General features: G+C 61.7%; 25 protein-coding genes and 1 tRNA gene. 12 read left to right on the forward strand and 14 right to left on the reverse strand.

Annotated features, from left to right (window positions below; translation table 11 throughout):
• Positions 1 to 65 precede the first annotated feature (65 nt).
• Positions 66 to 1,394, forward strand: a complete 1,329-nt coding sequence (locus JS46_RS06705; RefSeq protein ID WP_033749215.1) for a glycoside hydrolase family 28 protein — start codon at positions 66 to 68, stop codon at positions 1,392 to 1,394.
• Here JS46_RS06705 and JS46_RS06710 read toward each other — a convergent pair.
• A complete protein-coding gene (locus tag JS46_RS06710) occupies positions 1,391 to 2,467 on the reverse strand; it encodes a tartrate dehydrogenase (RefSeq protein WP_033749216.1) in 1,077 nt (358 codons plus the stop codon). The genes JS46_RS06705 and JS46_RS06710 overlap by 4 nt on opposite strands.
• An 86-nt stretch (positions 2,468 to 2,553) precedes the next feature.
• Between JS46_RS06710 and JS46_RS06715 the strand changes: the two genes are divergently transcribed.
• Both JS46_RS06715 and JS46_RS06720 read left to right on the forward strand, forming a co-directional pair.
• The gene (locus tag JS46_RS06715; protein ID WP_033749217.1) at positions 2,554 to 3,471 is read left to right on the forward strand and encodes a LysR family transcriptional regulator; all 918 of its coding nucleotides are present in this window, start codon (positions 2,554 to 2,556) and stop codon (positions 3,469 to 3,471) included.
• Positions 3,472 to 3,597: 126 nt separating this feature from the next.
• Positions 3,598 to 4,695 carry a YncE family protein gene (locus tag JS46_RS06720; RefSeq protein WP_033749218.1) on the forward strand — a complete coding sequence of 366 codons (1,098 nt, stop codon included), beginning with the start codon at positions 3,598 to 3,600 and terminating at the stop codon, positions 4,693 to 4,695.
• A 205-nt stretch (positions 4,696 to 4,900) separates the two neighbouring features.
• On the opposite strand, the gene JS46_RS06725 is transcribed toward JS46_RS06720, so the two are convergent.
• The 3 genes from JS46_RS06725 to JS46_RS06735 all read right to left on the reverse strand — a co-directional run bounded on the left by JS46_RS06725 (position 4,901) and on the right by JS46_RS06735 (position 7,181).
• Positions 4,901 to 5,194 (reverse strand): DUF1330 domain-containing protein, encoded by a 294-nt coding sequence (locus tag JS46_RS06725; protein ID WP_033749220.1) that lies wholly within the window; start codon positions 5,192 to 5,194, stop codon positions 4,901 to 4,903.
• Between the two features lie 11 nt (positions 5,195 to 5,205).
• Positions 5,206 to 6,072 (reverse strand): glutathione-dependent disulfide-bond oxidoreductase, encoded by an 867-nt coding sequence (gene yghU / locus JS46_RS06730; RefSeq protein WP_033749221.1) that lies wholly within the window; start codon positions 6,070 to 6,072, stop codon positions 5,206 to 5,208.
• Positions 6,073 to 6,161: 89 nt separating this feature from the next.
• Positions 6,162 to 7,181 carry a LacI family DNA-binding transcriptional regulator gene (locus tag JS46_RS06735; RefSeq protein WP_033749222.1) on the reverse strand — a complete coding sequence of 340 codons (1,020 nt, stop codon included), beginning with the start codon at positions 7,179 to 7,181 and terminating at the stop codon, positions 6,162 to 6,164.
• Between the two features lie 98 nt (positions 7,182 to 7,279).
• Between JS46_RS06735 and JS46_RS06740 the strand changes: the two genes are divergently transcribed.
• Positions 7,280 to 8,293 (forward strand): Gfo/Idh/MocA family oxidoreductase, encoded by a 1,014-nt coding sequence (locus JS46_RS06740; protein ID WP_033749223.1) that lies wholly within the window; start codon positions 7,280 to 7,282, stop codon positions 8,291 to 8,293.
• 4 nt (positions 8,294 to 8,297) lie between these two features.
• On the opposite strand, the gene JS46_RS06745 is transcribed toward JS46_RS06740, so the two are convergent.
• Positions 8,298 to 9,182, reverse strand: a complete 885-nt coding sequence (locus JS46_RS06745; protein ID WP_033749224.1) for a sugar phosphate isomerase/epimerase family protein — start codon at positions 9,180 to 9,182, stop codon at positions 8,298 to 8,300.
• Positions 9,183 to 9,203: 21 nt separating this feature from the next.
• Entirely contained in the window at positions 9,204 to 10,235 is a 1,032-nt protein-coding gene (locus JS46_RS06750; protein WP_033749225.1) for a Gfo/Idh/MocA family protein, read from the reverse strand.
• Between the two features lie 340 nt (positions 10,236 to 10,575).
• Between JS46_RS06750 and JS46_RS06755 the strand changes: the two genes are divergently transcribed.
• The 3 genes from JS46_RS06755 (at position 10,576) to JS46_RS06765 (ending at position 13,856) form a co-directional block, all read left to right on the forward strand.
• Complete coding sequence (locus tag JS46_RS06755) at positions 10,576 to 11,601, forward strand: LacI family DNA-binding transcriptional regulator (RefSeq protein ID WP_033749226.1); 1,026 nt, start codon at positions 10,576 to 10,578, stop codon at positions 11,599 to 11,601.
• A 151-nt stretch (positions 11,602 to 11,752) separates the two neighbouring features.
• The gene (locus tag JS46_RS06760) at positions 11,753 to 12,676 is read left to right on the forward strand and encodes a TIM barrel protein (protein ID WP_033749227.1); all 924 of its coding nucleotides are present in this window, start codon (positions 11,753 to 11,755) and stop codon (positions 12,674 to 12,676) included.
• 10 nt (positions 12,677 to 12,686) lie between these two features.
• Positions 12,687 to 13,856 (forward strand): Gfo/Idh/MocA family protein, encoded by a 1,170-nt coding sequence (locus JS46_RS06765; RefSeq protein WP_033749228.1) that lies wholly within the window; start codon positions 12,687 to 12,689, stop codon positions 13,854 to 13,856.
• Positions 13,857 to 13,871: 15 nt separating this feature from the next.
• Here the strand turns inward: JS46_RS06765 and JS46_RS06770 are convergent, their stop codons facing one another.
• The 4 genes from JS46_RS06770 to JS46_RS06785 all read right to left on the reverse strand — a co-directional run bounded on the left by JS46_RS06770 (position 13,872) and on the right by JS46_RS06785 (position 17,922).
• Positions 13,872 to 14,603: a class II aldolase and adducin N-terminal domain-containing protein gene (locus JS46_RS06770; protein WP_033749229.1), complete on the reverse strand. Its 732-nt coding sequence runs from the start codon at positions 14,601 to 14,603 to the stop codon at positions 13,872 to 13,874.
• Positions 14,604 to 14,669: 66 nt separating this feature from the next.
• Entirely contained in the window at positions 14,670 to 15,482 is an 813-nt protein-coding gene (locus JS46_RS06775) for an ABC transporter substrate-binding protein (RefSeq protein WP_033749230.1), read from the reverse strand.
• A gap of 19 nt (positions 15,483 to 15,501) precedes the next feature.
• Positions 15,502 to 16,374, reverse strand: coding sequence for a phytanoyl-CoA dioxygenase family protein (locus JS46_RS06780; protein ID WP_033749231.1), 873 nt, complete (start codon positions 16,372 to 16,374; stop codon positions 15,502 to 15,504).
• A 27-nt stretch (positions 16,375 to 16,401) separates the two neighbouring features.
• Positions 16,402 to 17,922 carry an amino acid ABC transporter permease/ATP-binding protein gene (locus JS46_RS06785; protein WP_033749232.1) on the reverse strand — a complete coding sequence of 507 codons (1,521 nt, stop codon included), beginning with the start codon at positions 17,920 to 17,922 and terminating at the stop codon, positions 16,402 to 16,404.
• 474 nt (positions 17,923 to 18,396) lie between these two features.
• Between JS46_RS06785 and JS46_RS06790 the strand changes: the two genes are divergently transcribed.
• The 5 genes from JS46_RS06790 (at position 18,397) to argE (ending at position 23,037) form a co-directional block, all read left to right on the forward strand.
• Complete coding sequence (locus JS46_RS06790; protein WP_033749233.1) at positions 18,397 to 19,317, forward strand: LysR substrate-binding domain-containing protein; 921 nt, start codon at positions 18,397 to 18,399, stop codon at positions 19,315 to 19,317.
• Positions 19,318 to 19,467: 150 nt separating this feature from the next.
• Positions 19,468 to 20,733, forward strand: a complete 1,266-nt coding sequence (locus JS46_RS06795; RefSeq protein ID WP_033749234.1) for an NAD(P)/FAD-dependent oxidoreductase — start codon at positions 19,468 to 19,470, stop codon at positions 20,731 to 20,733.
• An 18-nt stretch (positions 20,734 to 20,751) separates the two neighbouring features.
• Complete coding sequence (locus JS46_RS06800) at positions 20,752 to 21,186, forward strand: RidA family protein (protein ID WP_033749625.1); 435 nt, start codon at positions 20,752 to 20,754, stop codon at positions 21,184 to 21,186.
• A complete protein-coding gene (locus tag JS46_RS06805) occupies positions 21,183 to 21,857 on the forward strand; it encodes a DUF1028 domain-containing protein (protein ID WP_033749235.1) in 675 nt (224 codons plus the stop codon). The genes JS46_RS06800 and JS46_RS06805 overlap by 4 nt, the downstream gene beginning before the upstream one ends.
• Positions 21,850 to 23,037 (forward strand): acetylornithine deacetylase, encoded by a 1,188-nt coding sequence (gene argE, locus JS46_RS06810; protein ID WP_051905593.1) that lies wholly within the window; start codon positions 21,850 to 21,852, stop codon positions 23,035 to 23,037. Before JS46_RS06805 ends, argE begins: the two co-directional genes overlap by 8 nt.
• A gap of 184 nt (positions 23,038 to 23,221) precedes the next feature.
• On the opposite strand, the gene JS46_RS06815 is transcribed toward argE, so the two are convergent.
• From JS46_RS06815 to cutA, 4 genes are all read right to left on the reverse strand, one after another.
• Positions 23,222 to 23,297 (reverse strand) — tRNA-Phe (locus JS46_RS06815).
• A gap of 107 nt (positions 23,298 to 23,404) precedes the next feature.
• The gene (locus JS46_RS06820) at positions 23,405 to 23,986 is read right to left on the reverse strand and encodes a transcriptional regulator (RefSeq protein WP_033749236.1); all 582 of its coding nucleotides are present in this window, start codon (positions 23,984 to 23,986) and stop codon (positions 23,405 to 23,407) included.
• A gap of 53 nt (positions 23,987 to 24,039) precedes the next feature.
• On the reverse strand, positions 24,040 to 25,740 hold the full coding sequence (locus JS46_RS06825; RefSeq protein WP_033749237.1) for a protein-disulfide reductase DsbD: 1,701 nt from the start codon (positions 25,738 to 25,740) through the stop codon (positions 24,040 to 24,042).
• Positions 25,716 to 26,030, reverse strand: a complete 315-nt coding sequence (gene cutA / locus JS46_RS06830; protein ID WP_033749239.1) for a divalent cation tolerance protein CutA — start codon at positions 26,028 to 26,030, stop codon at positions 25,716 to 25,718. The genes JS46_RS06825 and cutA overlap by 25 nt, the downstream gene beginning before the upstream one ends.
• Between the last annotated feature and the right edge of the window lie 54 nt (positions 26,031 to 26,084).

The following is a 26,084-nucleotide window of genomic DNA, read 5'->3' on the forward strand; positions in this document are numbered from 1 at the left end:
AGATAAAGGTTTCCCCGCGCCGTACGCGCTGAAATAGCGGCTTCTCTTTAACCAGGAGCCGCACCATGCACCTTTCCCTTGCTGATTTTCATCCCGCCGCCGACGGTGAAACCCTGGACACGGCGGTATTACAACGCGCTATCGACCAGATCGCCGCCGCGGGCGGCGGCCGCCTGACGGTGCCCGCCGGGCGTTACCGCAGCGGCTGCCTGAATCTGCCTTCCCATTTTGAGCTGCACCTTGAAGCGGGCGCGGTGCTGCTCGCCAGTCAGCGGCGAGCCGATTATCAGCGGTTTCAGACGCTGAGCAGCGCCGAGAAGTCGCATAACGTCCTGCTCTACGCCCTTGGCCAGCGCAATCTGACCATCAGCGGCAAGGGCCGCATCGACGGCGACGGCGAAATCTGGTTTGCCGCCGAGCGCGACGCGCAGGGCTACCGGCTGCCGCGCCCCGACAGGCCGCGCATCATCGTATTCGAAGCGTGCGAGCAGGTGACGCTGGAGGGGTTCACCATCGTACAGGCGCCGATGTGGACGGTGCATCTGGTGAGCTGCCGCCATGTGCATATCGATCGCCTCACCATCGATAACGCCATGACGATGCCCAATACCGACGCGCTCGACATCGACAGCTGCGAGGCGGTGTTCGTCAGCAACAGCTACCTCAGCGCGGCGGATGACGCCATTTGCATCAAAACCACCCTGAAGCCCGACGCGCTACGCCGCCCCGCGCGTCAGATCGCCATCAGCAACTGCCTGCTGCGCTCCTACAGCTGCGCCTTCAAGATCGGCACCGAAACCTTCGACGATATCGAGGACGTCACCGTCACCAACTGCACCCTGTTCGACTCCAACCGCGGCATCGGCATTTTGTCGCGCGACGGCGGCGCGATGCGGCGGCTGCTCTTCAGCCATCTGACTTTTGTCTGCCACTACGCGCCGCCGTGCCACTGGGGCAAAGCCGATCCGCTGTTTGTGTCGGTGCGTCCGCGCGATCCGGCGGTGCGGCCGGGGCGGGTCGAGCAGCTGCAGTTCACCCAGGCGAGCGGCGTAGCGGAAGGAGCGATCAACCTGCACGCCGCCCGACCTGGCGATATTCGCGACGTGTTGATCGCCGATGTGCAGCTGCGCCAGGTGGTTAGCCACGATAGCGCGCAGGGGCAGTTTGATATCCGGCCGCCGTGCAATCCCGACGCGCCGACCGGCATGGGGCTGTATAACGCCTATAAGCTCGATCCTGCGACCGGGGAGGCATTCGGCGTGGAGCGCTATCCCGGCGGCCTGCCTGCACTTTTTGCGCGCGGCGTCGAGAATCTGCGCTGGCATCACCTGGCGGTTGAGCGGCCGGAACCGCTGCCGCCAGGCTGGAATCCAGAGCTTTTCGCGATCGACTAGGCGCTGAGCGCTGCGGCGATCGCCGCGCCGAGCGTTTCGGTGCTGGCTTCGCCGCCAAGATCGCGCGTCAGGCATTCGCCCTGCGCCAGCGTGCGTTCGATGGCGTCGAGCACCGCGTCGCCTGCCGCTTTATAGCCCAGATGCTCCAGCATCATCGCGCCGCACCAGATCTGGCCGATGGGGTTCGCTACGCCTTTACCGGCGATGTCGGGCGCGGAGCCGTGCACCGGCTCGAACAGGCTAGGGAAGGTGCGGTCGGGATTGATGTTGGCCGAGGGCGCGATACCGATGGTACCGGTACAGGCCGGGCCGAGGTCGGAGAGGATATCGCCGAACAGGTTACTGGCGACCACCACGTCGAACCAGTCGGGATGCAGCACGAAATTAGCGGTAAGAATATCAATGTGGTACTTGTCGACGTTCACCTCAGGATAGTGCTCGCCCATCGCCTCGACGCGCTGGTCCCAGTACGGCATGGTGATGGCGATGCCGTTGGATTTGGTGGCGGAGGTGAGATGCTTTTTCGGGCGACTGTTGGCCAGCTCGTAGGCGAATTTCAAAATGCGGTCGACGCCGATGCGCGTCATCACGGTCTCCTGAATCACCACTTCGCGTTCGGTGCCGGGGAACATGGTGCCGCCGACGCTGGAGTATTCTCCTTCGGTATTTTCACGCACAACGTAAAAGTCGATGTCGCCCGGCTTGCGGTTCGCCAGCGGCGCTTTAACGCCCGGCATTAAACGCACCGGCCGCAGGTTGACGTACTGATCGAACTCGCGACGGAACTGCAGCAGGGATCCCCATAGCGAGACGTGATCCGGCACGATCGCCGGCCAGCCCACCGCGCCAAAATAGATCGCATCAAAGGTTTTCAGCTGCGCGAACCAGTCGTCGGGCAGCATCTTGCCATGTTGCTGCCAGTACTCGGCGCTGGCGAAGTCGAACCACTCCCAGCGCAGCGCGATGCCGAACTTTTCGGCTGCCGCGTTCATTACGCGAATGCCTTCCGGCATCACCTCTTTACCGATACCGTCGCCGGGGATAACGGCAATACGATGGATTTTTTCAGACACAGAGCACCTCACAGGGTTGATGTTCGAATTGTCTGCGCAGTATAACTTTGCATCACCGGGAAATAATTAGCCTGAAACGCAAGCCAATGTTGAATCAAAGTAAAGAATCCCGCACGTCTACCGACGATCTCGCCTTCTTTGTGCGCATCGCCACTCTCGGCAGCCTGACGGCGGCGGCGCGCGATCTCGGCCTGTCGCTGGCGGCGGTCAGCAAGCGTCTCAGCCAGCTTGAGCGCCGGCTCGGCGTACAGCTGCTGAAGCGCACCACGCGGCGGCTGGAGCTGACGGCAGAGGGGCGGCGCTATCTGGAAGGGGCGCGTCCGCTGCTGGACCAGCTGGCGGCGCTGGAAGAGGCGGTGAGCGGCCAGACCGAGGTGCTGCGCGGCACGCTGAATATCAACGCGTCGTTCGGTTTTGGCCGCCGCCACGTCGCGCCCTGCGTGTCGGCGTTTGCGGCGCTGCATCCCGAGCTGGCGCTGTCGCTGCAGCTCAGCAGCCAGCCGCTCAATTTTCTCGATGCTAACGTCGACATTGACGTGCGCGTCGGGGAACCGCCCGATTCGCGGCTGGTGGCGCGTCGGCTGCGCGCCAACCCGCGCATTCTCTGCTGTTCGCCCGCCTATGCCGAGCGCTGCGGCCTGCCGGCCGATATCCATGCGCTGGCGCAGCACAACTGCATTTTGCTGCGCCAGCATGAAGGGGATTTCACCCTGTGGCGCTTTGTGAAGGGCAGCGAGAGCGTCAGCCAGAAGGTGCGCGGCAGCCTGCTCACCAACGACGGCGAGGTGGCGATGCGCATGGCGCTGGACGGTCACGGCATCCTGCTGCGCTCGTGGTGGGATGCGCGGCACGCCGTCGAGCGCGGCGATCTGCTGCACGTGCTCCCGGAATGGCAGGCGCCCGACGGCGATATTTTCGCAGTATGGCAGGCGCAGCGGCAGCTTCCCGCGCGCATTACCGCCTTCGTGGATTTTTTACAGGCGCGCTTAAAGAGGGAGACGTAAAGGGCGCCGCCGCAGCGGACAACATTTACACATTGATTGTTAATGAGTATGATTCTCATTCTTTTTGAGCGCTAGCTGCGGCGGCTGAGCCGAGCGGCAGCGCATCATTTCCCAAGGGAGTCATGCATGAAATCTCTGTTCAGTCCGCGCAACGCCGCGCTTGTTCTGGCGGTCGCCGCCGCTTTCGGCCTGACGGCCTGTCAGGCGCCGGCGAAAAAAGCCGAGGCGCCGGCCGCTGCCGCTGCCGCTGCCGCAAAGCCTGCCGCCTCTGCGGTGAAACAGCGCGAACTCGGCTTCGGCCTGTATGAGATGGCTTACGTGCCGGGCGCAAACGCGCTCTACGTCGCCAGCGCCGACGCCTTTAAGGATGTCAGCGGCGGCGTGATCTATCGCCTCGATCCCGCCACGCTGGAGACCACCGGCAAAGGCTACACCGATCTGAAAAACTTCGGCATGACCATGAACAGCGACGGTAGCCTGCTTTACGTGACCAACTCGCTGGACGGCGGCGTCTCGAAGATCGATCCGGTGAAAGGCAAAGTGCTGGCGCGTACCCTGTTCAGCGAGCGCAACGAGAAGGGCTTCCCGTTCGGCGCGCGCGAGATTTTCCTGCATAACGACCAGCTCTATATCGGCGGCGTGGGCGATCCGGGCGTGATCTGGGTGGTAGACGCGCAGACCATGAAGCTGAAGACGCGCATTAAAAACGCCGGCAAATGGGTCACCGGCATTATCTATTCGCCGGTTACCGATCGTATTTACGCCGCAAACGGCGGCGGCGAGATCCTGGTGATCAATCCGCGCAGCCATAAGATCGAGAAGCGTCTGACCCCTGGCGACGGCAAAGCCTATCTGCTGCTGAATATGGCGGAAGATCCGGCGACCGGCCGCCTGTTCGTTACCGACAACTCGAAAGCGAAAACCACCCTGGTGTTCGATGAGCGCAGCGGCAAGGTAATCAAACGCATCGACGGCGACGCGCTGGGCATTAAATTCAACGCGAAACGCAACGAGATCTATATCAGCCAGCGTGAGTCGCAGAAGGTGCTGCAGCTTGACGCCACCACCTATGCGGTGAAAAACAGCTGGTCGTTCGAGGGGCATCCCAACAGCCTGCTGGTGACGCCGGATGGTCAGACGCTCTACGTCACCATTAAGCAGGGCTTCAATAAAGACCATAGCAGTAAAGGGCCAGACAGCGTGGCGCGCATTCAGCTGAATTAAGGCGAAGCGGAGTGGTTTTTATTTCATAGCGGGCACAAATCGTAAAACGCGGGTTGCATGGACCGGGGAGCAAAGCGTCCCGCGACAGGGATGTCGCGGGCCGAGCTGGCAGGGATGCCGCTTTTTGCGTCTTTGCGATCGGGCCATGCAACCCGCGTCGGCACGCTGCCAGATTTTAAAGGAACGCCGAACGGCGTCCCTTTTATTACTGCTCTACGCCCTGCACCAGCACCACGCGGTACTCCGCGCCTTTCAGGCGGTGCTGTTTCGCTTCCTGATATTCCGGGCTGTCATACCAGCCGTGCGCCGCTTCTACCGTCGGGAACTCCAGCACCACGACGCCGTCCGCTTCCGGCCCTTCCAGCGTTTCCAGCTGACCATAAAACGCCAGCGGCGTTATCGGATGGTCACCGCGCGCTTTGCCCGCCTTTTCGCCGTAAATAGCGAACTCTTCTGGGTTGGTAATTTTGTCGCGAATAAAGATGACATATGCGCTCATTGTTAGCTCCTTTACGCCTGGCGTTTATCTTCAGTGTTGGTGTCAAAATCGGATGCGTCGTGGCGCTCGTGCAGCTGATCGGCCGGATCGCCCATCACGCGATTCACTTTGCGCCCGCGGATCACCGCCGGACGATCGGCGATCTCCTGCGCCCAGCGCGCCACGTTTTTATAGGATTTCGCGTCGAGGAACTCGGTCGCGCCATACTGGTTGCTCAGCACCAGGCCGCCGAACCAGGGCCAGGTGGCGATATCGGCGATGGTATAAGCGTCGCCGCCGAGGAAGCGGCTCTCCGCCAGACGGCGATCCAGTACGTCGAGCAGGCGCTTGGTCTCCAGCGTATAGCGGTTAATGGCGTATTCGATTTTCTCCGGCGCGTAGTGGTAGAAGTGGCCGAAACCGCCGCCGACGAAAGGCGCGGCGCCCTGCAGCCAGAAGAGCCAGTTCAGGGCTTCGGTACGGCCCGCCGGATCGTCCGGCAGGAAGTGGCCGAACTTGTCTGCCAGATAGAGCAGAATACTGCCGGATTCGAACACGCGCTGCGGCGGATTCACCGAATGGTCGCTGAGTGCCGGGATCTTGGAGTTAGGGTTGATATCAACAAAGCCGCTGCCGAACTGATCGCCGTCGCCGATGCGGATCAGCCAGGCGTCATACTCCGCCTCTTTGACGCCGACCGCCAGCAGCTCCTCCAGCAGGATCGTCACTTTCTGGCCGTTGGGCGTGCCGAGCGAGTAGAGCTGCAGCGGATGTTTGCCGACCGGCAGCGCTTTTTCATGGGTCGCGCCTGCGACAGGACGGTTGGTTTTTGCGCCGTTGCCTTTGGCTTCCGGATCCCATTTCCAGACTGTTGCGGGCTGATAACTGTTTTCCGACATAGTGTGAGTTCGCCTTGTTGATGAGAGTGTGTCAGACGTCTTTGAGTGTAGCAGGGCGAATAATTGCGGTTTAACCCTGCTGGCGTTCGCTAATCGACGTTCTCCTGGGTGTAGAGCATAAAATCGACGCGCCCATCGGCATACATAGAAAAATCGCCGCCCTTTTCCAGCTTTTGCAACAGCAGGTTCAGCGCCAGCTGGGCATGGCGCTGGGTATTCTGGTCGAGCGTCAGTGTAAGCGTGCGCTGCTGTAGCAGGCGGCGCGTGGTGGCGTAAAGCTCATGCGTAATGTAAACCACGTCGCGTTCGCGGCGGTGGCGCGCCAGCGCCTCGGAGATCTCGCGGTTGCCAAGGCCGGTATTGTAGACGCCGACAATAGACGGGGAGGTCACCAGCGCCTTCTCCAGCAGCTTGCTGATGCGCGAACGATCTTCCAGGCCGGCCAGCGCTTCGCGCAGCGCCAGATGGGGAAAGCGCTGTTGCAGCACGTCGCGGAATCCCTCGATGCGCTGACGGTGCGCGCGATAGTCGACGCGGCCGCTGATCGTCAGCACCTCGCCCGCGCGCGCCAGCATGCTGCCCATCATCAGCCCGGCGGTGCGCCCGGCCTGCAGCTGATTGATGCCCACGTGCAGCAGACGATCGGCGTCGGGCAGATCGGAAATCAGGGTGATCACCGGCACGCCGCGCGCTTTGCAGTCGCTCAGCGCCTGATAAATCGCGGGATGTTCATGCGCGAAGACCATTAGCCCGTCCATTCTGCGGCTGCTGGCGAGAATATGCGCCGCCAGTTTCTCCGGCGCGTTCTCGGCGATAAAGGTGCGCTGCAGGCGCAGGCGGCGATAGCCGAGCGCGTCGGCCAGCTGCTGAAAATCCTGCGCCAGCTGCTGAAAGAAAAAGGCGTCGGTGCTGCTGAGGATCACTTCGATTTGCCACGGCTGGCGATGCTCTTCCGGTAAAATGCGGTTAAGCCCCGCCGCACGCGCTGCCTCCAGCACCTTTCTGGTCATCGCTGGCGACACGCCGCCGCGATCGTTAAGCACCCGGTCTACGGTCGCCACGCCGACGCCGGCGGCGTGCGCCAGCTTACTGAGCGTCATTCGCTTCATGCTGAGTGAATTCCATCAATTTCTGCGTTCAGCCAGCCTGACAGAACGGGCTATTTTGACAAGGTCAGCTATCCCGAACTGTGAAGAGGAGATCGCAAATGTCCCCCGTAACTCAACGCGTTGCCCTGATCGGCAGCGGTTTTATCGGCCAGGTGCACGCCGCGAATCTGGCGGCGCATCCAGGCGCGCATCTGGCGCTGGTGTGCGACCTTGATGCGGCGCGCGCCGAGGCGCTGGCGCAGCGATATGGCGCGCGCGCAGGCCGCGTTAGCGAGGCGCTTAACCGCGACGATATTGATATGGTGCTGATCGCCAGCTCGACGCCGACGCACGCTGATTTTCTGGCACAGGCGGCAAATGCCGGCAAGGCGATCTACTGCGAAAAGCCCATCGATCTGTCGCTGGCGAAGGCGCGCGCGGTGGTGGAAAGTCTTGCGCCGCTGAAGGTGCCGGTCACCGTCGGCTTTAACCGTCGCTTCGACCGCAGCCACCAGCAGCTGAAGCAGCAGCTTCAACAGGGCGCTATCGGCGCGCCGGAGCTGATCCAGATGGTGTGTCGCGCCTCTGAGATGCCGCCCCTCGACTATCTGCGCGCGTCAGGCGGACAGATGCGCGACCAGGCCATTCACTTTTTCGATCTGCTGCGTTTTCTGACCAACGACGAGGTTGAAACGGTCGGCGCGCTGGGCGCGGCGCTGGCGCAGCCTGCGCTGCGCGACTTCGGCGATGTCGACACCTCGGTGCTGATTATGCAGCTGAAAAACGGCGCGCTGGCGCAGCTCGATAACACCCGCCGTACCGCATACGGCTATGACGAACGCATCAGCGTGGTGGGATCGCGAGGCATGCTGGCGTCGGAGCCGCAGGCGATGCGCGGCGCGACGCTCTATCAGCAAAGCGGCATCACTCAGCCCGGCCTGTTCCCGGACTGGTTCAGCCGCGTGCGCGATACGTACTACGCTCAGCTGGACGCCTTCCTGCGCTGTCTTGGCGGCGAAACGGTGGCGGATCTGCCTGGCCTGATGGATGGATTGCAGGCGCAGGCGATTGCCGAAGCGGCGTGCGAGTCGCTGACCAGCGGACGCTTCGTTCAGGTTGAGCGGCTGGCGTAGTCTCTTATCGGCTCAGCAGCTCGCGCTCGATCAGCTCGCGCGTCTCGACCGCCTGCGTCTTCATCTTCTCCGGATAGCCGAACAGGGCGGACGCGATAATGGATTCGCCGCCCACTTTATAAGTGCGACTGGCGAAGTCCATCTCGCGCAGCGTCTGGAACAGCGTGTCGAAATCGACCTCGCCTTCGCCGACGCCGACATGCTGGTGGATAGTGGCGTCCACGCCCGGCGGGTTGACGATATAACGGCAGTGCTTGGTGTGGTTCATGGTATCGGCGATCAGCACATGGGAGAGATCCTCGCCGGCATACTCCAGCATCGGCCGAACGTCGCCCTTGCCGTTGTCGTAGAAAAAGGTGTGCGGCACGCTGTAAACATATTTCACGTTGTCGCTGCGGAACGACTTCACCATATCGGCGGTTTCGTTGCTGTTCTCGCAAAAATCCCACGGATGCGACTGGATTTCGACGCGGATATTTTCGCGCTCAAACAGGGGCAGCAGCTCTTCCATCGAGCGGTAGAACATCTCTTCGCAAATCTCCGGCTCGTTGGGGTTGCCGGAGAGCTCGGTGTTGATCACCTGCACGCCCATCTCCACGGCAATCTCAATCATGCGTTTCCAGTTTTTTACCGCCGCCTGACGACGCAGCTCGTCCGGACCGGACCAGCGATAAACCACGATAAACGACGAGATCTCCACGCCGGTGGCATTCAGCGCGTTTTTATATTCGCGCATAATTTCGCGGCTGGCCTTTGGGTGCTTGTAGAAGGGGTTGATCTGCGGATGAGGCGACTGCTCGATATAGCGGTATCCCCATTCGGCCACCTGATGCACCATGCGGGTAATGCCCATATCTCTGATTACATCCACGTCAAAAGCGATTTTCATCTTCACGACTCCTGGCTTTAGTTAGCGTTCTTCGTTGAATACCACGCCGATCTGCCGACGTACTTCATCCATCGCGCGCAGCGTCAGCAGCGAGGTCGCCAGCGAACGCACCGGCGAGTCCGTCAGGCTTTGGCCGACGCACCAGGCGAAGTGATCAATCTCATGGCTGAGCTGCTGATAGCGATTCGCCGGCTCTTCCCAGTGCAGCGTGCGGCGCTTATCGCTGGAGACCAGGCGAAAGTTGCCCGGCGCATAGAACTGCCCGTCCAGGTAGAGCGTGGCGTCGCGTCCTGCGATCGCCGCGGTGCCCGGCGTATTGCTGAACAGCGTGGTGTGCAGCACCGACTGCATGCCGCGCGCATGGGTAAAGAGCATTGCGGTCTGGCCGTTGACGCCGCCCGGCGCAGGTTCGCCCTGCGCGACGATACGTTCAGGAGCGCCACCCACCAGGATGCTGAATGCGACCAGATAGCTGCCGAGATCGAGCATCGGCCCGCCGGCGAGATCGGAATTAAAAATGCGGTGATCCGGGGTAAAAAATTCGCCGTGATCGGCGATCAGGCTGTGTACGTCGCCCAGCGCGCCATCTGCCAGCAGCTGGCGGATCACGTCATATTTCGGCGCAAAGTCGCACCACATCGCCTCCATACAGAGCCGCTGTGCGCGCTGCGCCGCCTGTTGCAACGCTTCGCCCTGATGCGCATTGAGCGCCAGCGGCTTTTCGATGAGCACATGTTTCCCCGCCTGCAGCGCGCGCAGGCCGTCAGGGAAATGGTGGTTATGCGGCGTAGCGATATAGATCGCGTCGACATCATCGCGTGCCAGCAGGGCATCAATGCCGCCGCACGCATGGGGAATCGACCATTTGTCGGCGAACGCCTGCGCCTTATCAAGGCTACGCGATGAAACCGCGGTCAGCTGCTGATGGGTGTGATGACATAAGGCGCTGGCGAAGCGATCGGCGATCCAGCCAGGGCCAATGATGCCCCAGCGCAGCGCCGGGATCTGGTGCGCATCGGGCAGGCGCGGAGCAGGCAGGGTAGAGAGAAACATAACAACTCCATACTTATTAGTCTGTTAATGGCCAGCTGCGGCGTGCCGCTGCCTCCGTCAGGCTTTCACTATAGAAAGCCTGAGGCTGCCCTCTCTAACCTTTTGCTGATGGAATTCCATCAGCCTTTCCGCGGACGGATTGAGGAAAATTTCTAGCAAATGTTTTTTCCGAATGAAAATCATTTAGAAATAAATGTTTCGTTATGCGAAGAGGATCAAATTTATGCGCGCTCTGTTTTATCAAACGATCGGGCAGGCGCGCTTGAGCGGTTAGGATAGCGAAAGCGCGAGGTCGCTCGCGGCCGGGCAACGGCGTTACCGTCACAGGAGGCAACAGAGAATGACGAAAGTCACCATGAGCGCTATCGCGCGCGAAGCGGGGGTCGGCGTGGCGACGGTGGATCGCGTGCTGAATCAGCGCGCCCCGGTGCGCGGCGCAACCGAACAAAGGGTGCTGGCGGCGGCCAGCCGGTTAGGCTATCGCCATGCGCAATCCCGGCTACTGCATCCCGGCGCGCCGCCGACGGCGACGCTACGCATGGGATTTCTGCTGCTTTCCACCGACTATTCGCTCTACCGGCAGCTGAGCGAGGCGCTGTGCGAGCAGGCCATGCCGCACCATCCCGCTGGCGTCGAGCCGCTTTTCGTCACCCACGGCATCGACGAGGTTGAGCAGGCGGCGCAATCGCTGCGCGCGCTGGCGACGCGCGTCGACGTGATTGGTGTGGTGGCGCTCGATCATCCTCTGATCCGCCATGCCATTCAGGCGGTATCGCGTCAGGGCGTGCGGGTCTACGCGCTCTTCTCCGACTTTTCGCCCTGCGGTCAGGCGGGCTATATCGGCGTGGATAATCAGAAGGCGGGGCGCACCGCCGCCTGGATGGCGCAGCATCTGCTGCGTCGGCCCGGCAGCGTCGGCGTGCTGCTCGGCGACCACCGCTTTACCTGCCAGGAGAGCTGCGAAATCAGCTTTCGCTCCGGGATGCGGGAGTATGGGGCGACGCAGCGCGTGCTCGAGCCGCTCAACACCCGCGAAAGCGTCGAAGGCGGCTATCGCGCCGCGCAGGCGCTGCTGGACGGGCATGCCGATTTGCAGCTGATCTATGCGCCGTGCGGCGGTATCGAAGGCGTGGTGCGCGCGCTGCGCGAACAGGCGCAGCGCGGGGTCATGCTGGTGTGTCACGGTCCGGTGCAGGAGGGCGAACTGGCCCTTATCGACGGGAGTATCACCCTGATGCTGCGTCATAACATCGAGACGATGGCCGCCGCCGTGGTGCAGCTCTGCACTGAGCGCCAGAGCGAGCGCGACGCACGATATGAGCAGGTGATTCTGCCTTTCGAGATTATCACCAGAGAAAATATGTAAATCAGTTAATTACTGATTTAAATGATAATTTTCTATCATTTTTATGATAAGAATAACTATGATCGCTATCAAAGAATAAAACTTTCACTGTTGTTTGATGTGGAAAATATGTTCGATACTCGCGGCAAATGTGCCTGCCTGGAGAGCTATCGTGACCATCCATATCGCCAACGCGCCCTGTAGCTGGGGCGTCGATAATCCCGACAACCCCTTTCTGCCGCCGTGGCAGACGGTGCTGCGCGAAGCGGCGCAGGCGGGCTACCGCAGCATCGAGCTAGGCCCGTGGCGCTATCTGCCTGGCGACCCTGACGAACTCAGCGGCGCGCTGAACCAGCACGGCCTGTCGATCGTCGCCGCCACGCTGTTCGACGATCTGGTCAGCGAGGCCCATTTCCCGACGATGGTCGAGCTGACGCACAAGCTGTGCCGCACCCTGTCCCGCATTCCCACCGCTGAGAAGACGCATGGTGACAACGCGCCCGCGCCCTATCTGGTGATCATCGACTTCGGCAACCCCGAGCGCGCCCGGCTGGCCGGTCAGTCTGAACGCGCGCCGCGCCTCGGGGCGGCTGACTGGCAGCGCCTGATGCGCCATATCACGCAAATCAGCGAGATCGCCTGGCGCGACTACGGCGTACGGCCGGTGATCCACCCGCACGCGGGCGGCAGCATCGAGTTCGCTGACGAACTGGCGCAGCTGGCGCAGGATATTCCGCATGAGGTCGCCGGGCTCTGCCTCGATACGGGGCATCTTTACTATGCGGGCATGGATCCCATCGCCGCGCTGCGGCACTACTGGCGCCGCATCGACTATCTCCATTTCAAAGACGTCAACGATGCGGTGTGGCGTGATGTGCTGGCGCGCGGCCTCGACTTCTTTAGCGCCTGCGCCGAAGGGGTAATGTGCCCGATCGGGCAGGGCGCAATCGACTATCCGGCGGTGCGCGCCTTTCTGGCCGAACAGGGCTACCAGGGCTGGATCACGCTGGAACAGGAGCGCGATCCGCGCCAGGCCGACACCAGCCTGCGCGACGTCAGCGCCAGTCTGACCTATCTCAAATCCGTGGGTTTTTAAGGAGAAGACGATGATTAACGGTACAAAAGCGGTAGATCGCGCCCTGCGCTGGGGCATGGTCGGGGGCGGCGGCACCAGCCAGATCGGTTATATTCACCGCTCGGCAGCGCTGCGCGACAACAACTTTCAGCTGCTGGCGGGCGCGTTTGATATTGACGCCGAGCGCGGCCGCGCCTTCGGCACCTCGCTGGGCGTGGCGGCCGAACGCTGCTATCCCGACTACGAGACGCTATTTGCCGCCGAAGCGGCGCGCGAGGACGGCATCGAAGCGGTTTCCGTCGCCACGCCCAATAATACCCACTTCGCCATCTGCCGCGCGGCGCTCAACGCCGGGCTACACGTGGTCTGTGAAAAGCCGCTCTGTTTTACCACCCAGGAGGCGGACGAGCTGGAACGGCTATGCGCGGAGAAAAACAAGCTGATCGGCGTGACCTATGGCTATGCCGGACATCAGCTGATCCAGCAGGCGCGGGAGATGATTGCGCAGGGGATGCTGGGCGAGATTCGCATCGTCAACATGCAGTTCGCCCACGGCTTCCACCATGAGGCGGTAGAGCTGCAAAATGCCAGCACGCGCTGGCGCGTTGATCCTCGCTTCGTCGGTCCCAGCTATGTGCTGGGCGATCTGGCGACCCATCCGCTGTTCCTTGCCGAGACCATGGCGCCGCAGCTAAAAGTTAAACGGCTGCTCTGCGCCCGCCAGAGCTTTGTCGCCACGCGCGCGCCGCTGGAAGATAACGCGTTTGTGATGATGGAGTATGACAACGGCGCGGTCGGCACGCTCTGGGCCTCGGCGGTGAACTGCGGGTCGATGCACGGCCAGAAGATCCGTATCGTCGGCGCGAAGGCGAGTCTGGAGTGGTGGGACGAACAGCCCAACCAGCTGCGCTACGAAGTGCAGGGCGAACCGGTGCGCATTCTTGAGCGCGGCATGCCTTACCTGGCGCCGCGCGCGCTGGAAGAGGATCGCATCGGCGGCGGTCATACCGAAGGGCTGTTCGACGCCTGGTCGAATCTCTATCGCCGCTTCGCGCAGGCGTTCGCCGCCAGCGATCGCGGCGACGCCGCCTTCCTGCAAAGCTTCTGGTATCCCGACGTCCATGCCGGGCTGGCGGGCGTGCGCTGGGTGGAACAGTGCGTCAAGTCGGCGGAGGCGGGCGCGCTCTGGGTCGAGTGTTAGCGACCTCCTGCGAGGCTAATCGAGCAGCGACGGATCGGCGGCGATCATCAGCGCCTTCATCTCTTCAAAATGCTGGCGCGAGAAGTTGGGTATGCCTTCCCAGGCGCGCGCCGTCTTCTCCGCTACCGCATCGCTGAGAATTTTCAGCGGCTGGCCGGTGGACCAGGCGGTTACCAGGATCTGGCAGGCGCGCTCCAGCGTCCAGATATCGTCGAAGGCTTCGCCGATATCCGTCCCGGTGACCATGACGCCGTGGTTGCCCATCAGCAGGCGGCTTTTGCCCGCCAGCAGGCTCGCCAGCCGCGCGCCTTCCTCTGCCGTGTCGGCCATGCCGCCGTAAAGGGTATCGATCGCCACGCGGTTAAAGTAGCGCGCGGTGTTCTGATCGACCGGCGGTATATGCGGCTCGGCCAGACAGGCGACGCTAGTGGCGTAGATCGGGTGCAGATGCAGCACCACGCGCACCTCCGGCAGACGCTGGTGAATCTGGCCGTGTATCGCCCAGGCGGTGGCGTCCACGTCGTCGCGCTGCGCGCAGGCGGCATCGTCCGCGTCGAGCAGCAGCAGATCGCTGGCGCGAATGCGGGAAAAGTGTTTCCACTTCGGATTCAGCAGAAACTGTCGACCATCCGGGGAGACGGCCGCGCTAAAGTGGTTCGCTACCGCCTCGTGCATGCCCAGGTGGGCAATGATGCGAAAGGTGGCGGCCAGATCGATGCGGGTCTGTTCTTCAAACGAGAGCGCCATAAATCTCTCCTGACAGAGGATAGAAAAAGGAGCGCGGGCGACGGATATCTGACGCCCGCAACGGGATCACGGCTGCGGCATCAGCGTCTTGATATCTTCTGCGCTGGGCGCCTCGAAGTTATACTTCTTCAGCAGCGCGGCGTATTCCGGCGTCTTGCTGTATTTCTCCAGCCCGTCGATCAGCGCCTGCTTCACCTCATCGTTGCCTTTCTTCACGCCGAAGCCGTTCAGCACCGGATAGATCAGCGTTTCCGATGAGATCTGCACGCGGTCGCCTAGCTTCTGCACCACGCCGCGCGCCACGGCGGCGTCGGTGATCTGCGCCTCCACCGCGTGCGACAGCATCGCCTGGGTGGTTTGCGGATCGGTGGTGTACTCGCTAATGGCGATCGGCGGCTTGCCGTTTTTCACGCAGTAGTCGGCGGAGAGTTTATGCAGCTGCTGCAGCCAGGAGGTGGCGCCCATCGAGCCGATTTTATGGCCGCAAAATTCTTCCGGCGTTTTCGGCTGAAAAGCGGCGCCTTTCAGCGACAGGATCGCCTCGCCGCTCTTGAGATAGGGGATCATATCAATCACCTTCAGCCGTTCCGCGGTGATGTACATCGAAGAGTTGGTGATATCGAAACGGTTGCCCTGCAGGCCGGTGATCAGGTTGGGAAAGCGGGTGTCGAGATTAACCGCCTGGCGGCCCATCACCTTCGCCAGCCCGTCGAGAAACTCGATATCGAAGCCGGTCGGTTTGTTGTTCTCAATATATTCATAGGGAAAAAAGGTCATGTCGGAACCGGCGATGATTTTTCCCGGCTGCTGGAACGCCGAGGCGCTAAACGACCCCAGCGCGACGCTGGCGGCCAAAAAAGTCAGGGCAACAGATTTCATAGAGCCTCCGTGGTGGCGATTACGCGCGGGCAAGATCGTTTCCGGCCTGCTGAACAAAGAAGGATGCGCCGCTCGGCTTCTGCGGCAAACGGAACTGGTTGGCGGTGCTGCGGATGGTGCCGCTCTCTGCGCCGAACACCAGCGCGCCGGCGTCCAGGCTCGGCAGCGGGTTCTCGCCGAAGGGTAGGGCGTCTTCCGCCGCATAGACGGCGATAAACAGCGTGCGCGGCAGCTCGGTTTCGTTCGGGCTAGAGGCGTGCAGCAGGCGCGTGTGCATAAAGCAGACCGATCCTGCCGGGCCGAAACAGGCGGCAGGCTGGCCGCACTGCGCCTCGACCACCGTTTTATCCACTGCGCCGGTAAAGCGGCCGTTTTGCCAGTGGGAGTAGAGCGGGCCTTTATGGCTGCCCGGCACCACGTTCAGCGGACCGTTTTCCGGCGTCACTTCGCTGACCATCAGCAGCGCGGTGACGATGTCGTCGTTGCTGTGCGGCGTGAAGAGAAAATCCTGATGCCACTCAACTTTTGTGGCGGTGTGCGGCAGCTTAGAGTTGATCTTGCTGTGGTGGAAGCGCGCGCCCTGGCCGCCGGTGAGCTGACCGGCAATCTGCGCCATGCGCGACTGCAGCGCGGCGCGGCGATAGGCGGCGGAGATTTCGGTCGGCGAGCTGACCCGGCGCAGCGACGGATGGTCGGCGCGGTGATCGCCTTCCAGATCGAAGCGCGCGCGGCCGTCCAGCGTGTCGCCGTACGCCGCCTGCTGGCTGCGGCTCTCCTCCACCCAGCCGTCGAAATCGTGCTGCAGCGCGGCGATCTCCTCGGCGCTTAATACGTTTTCCACTACCAGAAAACCCTGCTGGTGATACTGGTCTATCTGCCACTGTTCGATCATGATTTTCCCTCGTGCTGGTTACATGGGTTAAGCCAGAGAAACATCTTTTAAAAAGGCTTCGACGCGCGGATGCTGCCCGCTGCGCATGGCCTGCGGCGCGTCGTCGCAAACGACGCGGCCTTTCTCCATAAATACGATGCGGTCGGAGACCTTAAAGGCGAAGTTCATCTCATGGGTGACGATCACCATGGTGATGCCCTCATGCGCCAGGGTTTCGATCACCTGCAGCACTTCGTTGACCTTTTCCGGATCGAGCGCCGAAGTCGGCTCGTCAAACAGCATGATCTGCGGACGCATCATCAGGGCGCGGGCGATGGCGACGCGCTGCTGCTGGCCGCCGGAGAGCTGATGCGGATATTTCCACGCGTGTTCCAGCATCCCGACCTTATGCAGCAGCTCGCAGGCCTGCTGCTTTAGCGCATCTCGCGTCGCCAGCCGGTGGTAGCGCGGCGCCAGCATCAGGTTGTCCAGCACGCTGAGGTGAGGAAACAGGTTAAAGCTCTGGAACACCATGCCGATGTTGAGGCGGTGTTCGGCGTGCTCGATAAAGCGCGGCTTCTGTTCGCCCTGCTGGCTAAGGTGGATAAAAGGCTGGCCGTTGATGCGGATTTCACCGTTGTCGATCTGCTCCAGCCCGTTGAGCAGGCGGATCAGCGTGGTTTTGCCGGAGCCGGAGGGGCCAATCACCGACACCACCTCGCCAGGCTGGATTTGCAGGCTGACCGCGCCCAGCACTTCCACGTTGTTATAGGCTTTGTGCAGCCGCGACGCCTGCAGCGCCGGACCGCTGGCCTGCGCCGCCGGACGCGCGATCGGCGTGGCGGCTCGCTGCGCCAGCGCGAACAGCTGCTCATCTATTTTGCCGGCCGGACGGCGCTGGGTAACGTCGAGGTGGCGCTCCAGCTGTTTGAGCAGGAAGTCGAACACCGTCACGATCAGCACGTAGTAGCAGGCGACCGCCGCCATGGTTTCCATCACCAGGAAGTTCTGCGAATAGAGGCGCTGGCCGACCATCAGGATCTCGGTAAGAGAGATTACCGACACCAGCGAGCTGAGCTTAACGATGGCGATATATTCGTTCGCCAGCGCGGGCAGGGCGACGCGCACCGCCTGCGGAATAATGATGCGCCACTGAATACCGGCGAAGCGCAGGCCCAGCGCGCGAGCGGCTTCGCTCTGGCCTTTCGGGATCGAAAGCAGCCCGCCGCGGTGAATTTCAGCGATATAGGCGCTTTCGCTGAGCACCATGGCGATCAGGCCCGCCCAGAAGGGATCGCTCAGCAGCGCGGAGGTTCCCGGTGCGGCCTGCGGCAGGTTATAAACGAAAATCAGCAGCACCAGCAGCGGCAGGCTGCGGAACAGCCAGATATAGCCGCGCGCCGGCAGGTTGAACAGCAGACGGTTCGACTGCTTCGCCAATGCGAGTACAAATCCCACTACGATACTGATGCCCCAGGTGAGCAAGCTCAGTTTAATGACGGTCCAGGTCGCCAGCCAGAATTCGGCGTCGCTGAACAGGCTGAACATATAGTTCCAGTTAAAAGTCATGAGGCATTTCACTCGCTTAAATAAACGCGAATTTCAAAAAGAGGAATTCGCCGCTGTCGATTTATTCACACTATGGCGGCAGCAGCTAATTTGAGGCAATTAGTAAAATGTTGCCTTCAGACTTTAAAAAAACTATTCAGCCAAAAAAGATCGGGCGAATGATGCACGGCGCTGATTATTTTAAAAAGAGAGGCGTTTTCAGGTTGGCGCCATTTATCTTGCCGCACATTTGCTCTTTTGAAGAGCAGCTCTGTGCCAAAATGATGCAGCGCAAAAAATAAAACCTTTTCGCTGACAAATTAAATTTATTCAGCCGTTGATATATCAGCAACAAAGCGAATGTTGCCACCCGCGCGGTAGGTCGACAGGCTGCGCGTTAACAGGGCGCAGGAGTGGCATGGCCCTTGCAGCGACAGATGACCTGTAAAAAAGCGCGCCAGTCGAGCGCGCTAAAAAGAGATAAGTAAGGTTTTTATGATGCGATTCACGCTGAAACAGCTTAAGTATTTCGTCACGGTGGTCGAAACAGAGAGCATCGCCGAAGCGTCACGCCAGCTGCATATCGCGCAGCCCTCTATCTCCATCGCCATTAAAAATCTGGAAGATACCTTTGACCAGCAGCTGTTTATCCGCCATCACGCGCAGGGCGTTTCCCTGACGCCGGGCGGGCGCCGCTTTTACGAGAAAGCGCGCGATCTGCTGCGGCTCTCCTATGAGTTTGAGCAGAACTCGCGCGCCGAGCATCAGCTGGTCTCCGGCACCATCGCCGTCGGCTGCTTTGAGTCTGCCGCGCCGCTCTATCTGCCGAAACTTATCGCCGGATTTAAAAAAATCTATCCCGATATCACCATCGAGCTCTATGACGGCGAGCAGCACGAGCTGATGCACGGACTGCATCGCGGGCGTTTCGACCTGGCGTTTCTCTACGATCTCGACCTCGACCACTCGATCAAAAAAGAGCCGCTGAACGCGCCGCACCGGCCCTATGCGCTGCTGCCCGCCGCGCATCCGCTGGCGCGTCAGGCGACGGTGACGCTGCAGCAGCTGAGCCGCGAGCCAATGATCCTGCTGGATGCGATCCCGAGTAAAAACTACTTTATCCGCATCTTTAAAGAGAAGGGCTACCATCCCGAGGTCGCCTACAGCTCGCCCTCAATCGAAATGGTGCGCTGTATGGTAGGCCAGGGATTAGGCTTTTCCGTGCTGGTAACCCGTCCCTGCTCCGATATTACTTACGACGGACAGAAATTAATTCATCTTGAGATTGAAGATGAGATGGCGGATTCGATGCTGATCATGGCTTATCTGCAAAATAATGAGCCGACAAGACCGGCGCAATTGTTTATGGAGTATTGTCGTCGCGCTGAACTTTTCCCTGCGCCGTCACTTCAATAACGTATTTCAGGCGTACCTGTCGCGCAGCCTAATAAATTCCTATGCAGGCGTTAGCTTTATAATATTTTACCCGCTCTGTCGGCTCAAATAGTCTTGGAAACCTTCCCCATGGTGAATATATCGGCCGGTGGCTGGTTGAAGGACGCGGAAATGACAGAGATGAAAACAGAAATAGATACCCTGGTGATTGGCGCCGGGCAGGCGGGCGTCGCGATGAGCGAACACCTGAGCCGCCTCGACGTTCCGCACCTGGTACTGGAGAAAAACCGCATCGCCGAAGCCTGGCGCAGCGGGCGCTGGGATTCGCTGGTGGCGAACGGCCCCGCCTGGCACGACCGCTTTCCCGGCATGGCGTTTCCAGAGTGCGCGCCCGACAGCTTTGTCGCCAAAGAGAAGGTGGCGGACTACTTCGTCGCCTACGCGGAAAAGTTTCATGCGCCAATCCGCACCGGCGTGGAGGTGCTGCGCGTGGAGCGTAACCGTGGGCGCGCGGGATTCACCGTGCACACCTCGGACGGAGTGATTGAGGCGCAGCGTATCGTGGCGGCCACCGGGCCCTTCCAGAAGCCGGTGATCCCGGCAATCGCGCCGCGCAGCGAGCGCCTGACGCAGATTCACTCCGCCGACTATCGCAACCCGCAGCAGCTGCCGGAAGGCGGCGTGCTGGTGATCGGCGCCGGATCCTCCGGCGTGCAGATCGCCGATGAGCTGCAGCGCGCCGGAAAAAGTGTTTATCTCTCGGTCGGCCCGCACGATCGACCGCCGCGCGCCTATCGCAACCGCGACTTCTGCTGGTGGCTGGGCGTGCTCGGTATGTGGGATGCGGCGGCAAGCCAGCCGGGCAAAGAACACGTCACCATCGCGGTGAGCGGGGCGCGCGGCGGCCATACCGTGGATTTCCGCGCGCTGGCAAACCAGGGCGTCAATCTGGTCGGTATGACCGAGAGGTTCGACGGCGAAACAGTGCGGTTTCAGCCCGATCTGGCGCACAACATCGCGCGCGGCGACGCCAGCTATCTGGCGCTGCTCGATGCGGCGGACGCCTATATCGCCCGTAACGGCCTCGACCTGCCAGAAGAGCCGGAGGCGCGGCGCTTTCTGCCCGATCCCGACTGCGTCGCGCATCCGCTCAGCGAGCTGAATCTCGCCAGCGCAGGCATTAGCAGCATTATCTGGGCGACCGGCTACGCGGCGGATTACAGCTGGCTGAAGGTTGACGCCTTTGATGAGAAAGGCAAACCGCAGCACCACCGCGGCGTTTCCGGCGAGCCAGGCGTCTACTTTCTCGGACTGCCCTGGCTCTCCCGTCGCGGCTCTACCTTTATCTGGGGCGTATGGCACGACGCGAAATATATCGCCGATCAGATCGCGATTCAGCGCCAGTATCAGCACTACCAGACCGCGTCGCCCTTTTAACCCAGCAGGAGAGCAATGATGCCAACCCATACCCGTATTCGCATGTTCAACACCAAAGAGACCTATCCCAATCAGGCGCTCAACAACGATCTCTGCCAGGCGGTGCGCGCAGGCAATACCGTTTACGTACGCGGCCAGGTCGGCACCGATTTCGACGGCAGGCTGGTGGGGCTGGGCGAGCCGGGCCTGCAGGCGGAGCAGGCGATGAAGAACGTGAAGCAGCTGCTGGAAGAGGCGGGCAGCGACCTGTCGCATATCGTGAAAACCACCACCTATATCACCGATCCGCGCTACCGCGAGCCGGTCTATCTGGAAGTGGGCAAATGGCTGAAGGGCGTTTTTCCAATCTCGACCGGGCTGGTGGTGTCGGCGCTGGCGCAGCCGCAGTGGCTGATGGAGATCGACGTTATCGCCGTGATCCCTGATGACTGGCACGGCAAGGAGGCGTTATGACGCTCTCTATTAGCGCGCGCTGCCCGGAGAGCGGACAGCTCGGCATCGCCATCAGCTCCTCCAGCATCGCGGTCGGCGCGCGCTGTCCCTGGCTACAGGCGGGCACGGGCGCGGTCTCCAGCCAGAACATTACTCTGCCCGCGCTCGGTCAGCAGATCCTGGCGCAGCTGGAAGCGGGAGCGTCGGCGCAGCAGGCGCTGAAGCTGGCGCTGGCGGAGGATCGCTTCAGCGACTATCGCCAGGTGACGGTGATCGATTCCGCCGGCGACGTGGCGCACTTCAGCGGCAGCGAAACCCTGGGCGTCTGGAAGGTGGCGCAGGGCGAAAACTGTGTAGCGGCGGGCAATATGCTGGCGGATGGCGCGGTGATTGACGCGATGGTCGCGGCATTTGCAGCCTCTTCCGGCGAGCTGGCCAGCCGGCTGATCGCGGCGCTGCAGGCGGGCATCGCGCGCGGCGGCGAGGCGGGACCGGTGCATTCCGCCGCCGTGAAAGTGGTAGACGACTATACCTGGCCGCTGGTGGATCTGCGCGTCGACTGGGTCGACGACGATCCGGTCGGCGAGCTGTCGCGCCTGTGGCTCGCCTACGAACCGCAAATGGAGGCCTACGTGACGCGCGCGCTTGATCCGCGCGACGCGCCGAGCTACGGCGTGCCGGGCAATGAATAATGCGCTGCGCGACACGCTGGCGGCGCTGCTCGCTTTCGACACCACCAGCCGCGAATCAAACCTGGCGCTGATCGGTTTTATTCGCGATCTCCTTGCGCGGCGCGGCGTTGCGGCTGAGCTGTTTTATGACGAGAGCGGCGCGAAAGCCAACCTCTACGCGCGGCTGGGACCGGCGGGAGACGGCGGCGTGATGCTGTCGGGCCATACCGACGTGGTGCCGGTCGACGGACAGCGCTGGACGGTGCCGCCTTTTGCGCTGACCGAGCGCGACGGGCGCTGCTATGGCCGAGGCAGCGCCGACATGAAAGGGTTTATCGCCTGCGTGCTGGCGTCGCTGGATCGCTTTTTAGCGCAGCCGCTGCGGATGCCGCTGCATCTGGCTTTCTCTTACGACGAGGAGGTCGGTTGCCTGGGCGTGCGCTCGCTGGTGGCGCATCTCAGGGCATCGCCGGAAAAGCCCGCACTCTGCATTATCGGCGAACCCACGGCAATGCAGCCGGTTTACGGCCATAAGGGCAAAGTGGCGATGCGCTGTCAGGTGCGCGGCCGCGCCTGCCATTCCGCCTATGCGCCGCAGGGCGTCAACGCTATCGAACAGGCAGCGCAGCTGATTGGACATCTCGTCCGCGTCGGCGAGTCGCTGCGGCAGACGCAGGACGCGCGCTTCGATCCACCGTTCAGCACCCTGCAGGTCGGCACTATTCAGGGCGGCGCGACGCTCAATATCGTGCCGCAGGATTGCCAGTTCGATTTTGAGCTGCGCACGCTGCCGGCGGCCGATGTCGATGGCGTGCTGGAGAATATCGCAGCCTTCGCGCGCGACCAGTTGCTGCCTGCGATGCGGGAACGGGCGCCAGAGAGCGAGATCGCGTTTCAGCCGCTGGGCGCCTATCCCGGTCTGTTGACCGATCCGCAGGGCGATTTCGCCCGCTGGCTGGCGCAGTGGAGCGGCAGCGAAACATTTACCACCGTCGCGTTTGGCACGGAAGGCGGCCTGTTCGACGAGATCGGCATAGCGACGCTGGTGTGTGGGCCGGGGAGTATGGCGCAGGGGCATAAGGCGGACGAGTTTGTCGCCGTCGAGCAGCTTGAGCGCTGTATGCAAATGCTGGGCAATCTTTGCGACTGGATGCGTGCGGAGTCAGTCATAAATTGCACAAAAGCAAAAACCCAGCCATAGGCTGGGTTCTTTAATTTGTGGTGCCCGAACCCGGACAAAAATGCCGGGAGCATTTTTGCTTTGTCGCGCCTGCGCGGCAAACCCGCAGGGCGAGCCGCAGGACGCGGCGAGGTCATCGAACCGGTTCGATGATGGGTTCCGCACAAAAGCAAAAACCCAGCCATAGGCTGGGTTCTTTAATTTGTGGTGCCCGAACCCGGAATCGAACCAGGGACACGGGGATTTTCAATCCCCTGCTCTACCGACTGAGCTATTCGGGCAACGGGGCGCATTAAACCGTAATGGCCGCTTCGCGTCAACGCCTTTCCGGTAAAAAAGCGGGAAAACGTGACTGATTGCCTGCTTTTCAGGCAGGAGCGGCAAAACCCTAGGCCAGCGCGCCGTTAGCGCGGCACAGCGCGATGCGCAGCACATCTTCCGCCAGACGTTTGGCTGTCGCCACGTCCTGCACGTTCCGCTTCACCAGCAGCTTGCTGAGGCAGCCTTCCAGAATCAGCTCAAGCTGGTCCGCCACCATCGTCGGGTTATCCAGCCCGAGTTCCACCAGAATGCTGTGCGTGAAGTGCCAGGAAGCCTGTTTCTGCTGTTCGGCAATCTGATGCACCGGCTGATCCGGCTGCGGATAAAAGCTGCAGGCGGCGATAAACAGGCAGCCGGGAAAGCGGCCTTTCTGCACCTGTTCGCTCAGCACATGATAGCGCGCCAGCAGTTTCTGCTCGCCGTCGAGCTGCTCGCTGAGCAAAACCTGACGCCGCCAGCTGTCGATCTGCTGCCCGTGATAGCGCAGCGCATCGTAAAGCATGGCGTCGCTGTCGGGCCAGAGCGCTTCCAGCTGCGTCAGCGTCATGTCACAGCTGGCAGCCAGCTGCGGTAGTAATGACGTCGTCGCCGCCAGTCCATTTTTTTCGAGCACATTCAACGCATGCTCGAGTACCTGTTCACGCTGCAAATGACGTCTCCTCTCTGTACGAGTCCGCCTGAGGCGGGGGATTCCAGTGTCGTTCAACGCGCCCGATTCTGCAAATGCGTGCGGAAATCCTCTGCGTTAAGGAAGCCCGTCACGCGCGAGCCGGGGATCTCGCGGCCCTGCGCATCGAAAAACAGAATGGTCGGCAGGCCGAGCACCTGAAGATGCTGCAACAGGGCGTTATCCGTGGCGTTATTCGCGGTGACGTTAGCCTGCAACAGCTGGTAACGGCTCAGTGCCTCACGCACGCCTGGATCGCTAAAGGTATATTTTTCGAATTCTTTGCAGGCTACGCACCAGTCGGCGTAAAGATCGACCATGGTGACGCGGCCGTTGGCCTGCCGCAGCGCCTCGTCCAGCTGCGGCGCGGAGGCGATACGCTGAAAGGGAAGCTGCGCCGCCGTCTGCGCCGTGGCGGGCGCGGCCCAGACCCATTCCTGCAGGGGACGCGCGCTAATAAGCGCCGCCGCCAGCATCGCTATCTGCACGAGGCGCCATTTTCCGCCCTGGCCGCGCAGGCTGCTGCAAAAGGCCCAGGCGAAACAGGCGACGCCCAGCGCGCTCCAGAGCCGCATTCCCCACACATCGCCCAGCACGCGCTCCAGCAAAAATACCGGCAGCGCAAGGATAACGAAGCCGAAACCCTGCTTGACCGTCTGCATCCATGGCCCGCTTTTCGGCAGCAGGCGGTTGCCGAACAGGGTGACCACAATCAGCGGCAGTCCCATGCCCATGGCGTAGAGCCACAGCGTGCCCGCGCCGGCCCAGAGATTACCGCTCTGGGCGATGTAGAGCAGAATGGCGCTGAGCGGCGCGGTGGTGCAGGGCGAGCAGATTAACCCCGCCAGCGCGCCCATCAGGAAAACGCCGGGCAGCGATCCGCCCTGCTGGCGATTGCTCCATAACGTCAGTCGCGTCTGGACGCTGGCGGGAAACTGCAGCTGGAACAGGCCGAACATCGACAGCGCCAGCAGAGTGAAGATCAGCGACAAACCGATCAGCACATAAGGATGCTGCAGCGCCGCCTGAAAGCGCAGGCCCGCCGCCGCGACCACCACGCCCAGCAGCGTATAGGTGAGCGCCATGCCCAGCACGTAGATCAAGGCGAGGCTAAACAGGCGCAGCAGAGAGCCGCTGCGCTGGCCGCCGAGGATAATTCCGGCGATCAGCGGATACATCGGCAGCACGCAGGGAGTAAAGGCGACGCCGATGCCGATCAGCAGCGCCCAGAGCGGCGAGAAGGGCAGCGGAGCGGCTGGCGCGGGCTGGACGCTGACCGCGGGCGGCGCTGCGTCGGCAGCCACCGGCGTGAGCGGAATGGTGCGCGTCTCGGGCGGATAGCAGAAGCCCGCCGCCGCGCAGCCCTGATAGGTTACGCTGAGGCTGCCGCCGCTGGCGGCCTCGCGCAGCTGCACCGGCACCTGAAGATCCTGCGAATAGATTTCGCTTTTGCCGTAGAACTCATCTTCATGCGGTTGCCCTGGCGGCAGCGCCACCGGCGCGATTTGCGCCTGCTGCGCGCTGATATGAATCTGCTGGCGGTAAAGGTAGTAGCCCTCTTTGACCTTCCAGCTGAGCATGAGCTGTCGGCCCTGCTGGCTGAAATCGAAAGCAAACGCCTGGTCCACGGGGACAAAGCGGCTGCTGGCGTTAGGGGAGAAAATCGACGCCTGCGTCGGCAGCGTGATAAACAGCGCCAGCGTAAAGGCGATCAGGCAAGAGATGCGTGCAGCCATGACAAGTATTCACTGTCTCCATGTTGAACCGGTAGCGCCAGCAGTTCGGGCACCTCAAAGGGATGTTCGCGCTTTAGCAGATCCATCAGCGCCTGCTGGTGCGTCGTACTGCTTTTTAACAGCAGCTGAACTTCGCTGGCCTGCTCCAGCGTGCCCTGCCAGACGTAAAGCGACGTGGCGCCGGGCAGCAGCGTGACGCAGGCGGCGAGCTTCGCCTCCAGCGCCAGGGCTGCAAGCCTGCGCGCGCAGGCTTCATCCGGCGCGGTACAAAGAATCACAACGGCGTTCATCGCGTGGCTCCTGTTGCGGAAAGCGAGGATGATAGCACGCTCGCCGCGTCTCAG

The organism is Pantoea sp. NGS-ED-1003 (genome assembly GCF_000738765.1).
Taxonomy (GTDB): domain Bacteria; phylum Pseudomonadota; class Gammaproteobacteria; order Enterobacterales; family Enterobacteriaceae; genus Pantoea; species Pantoea septica.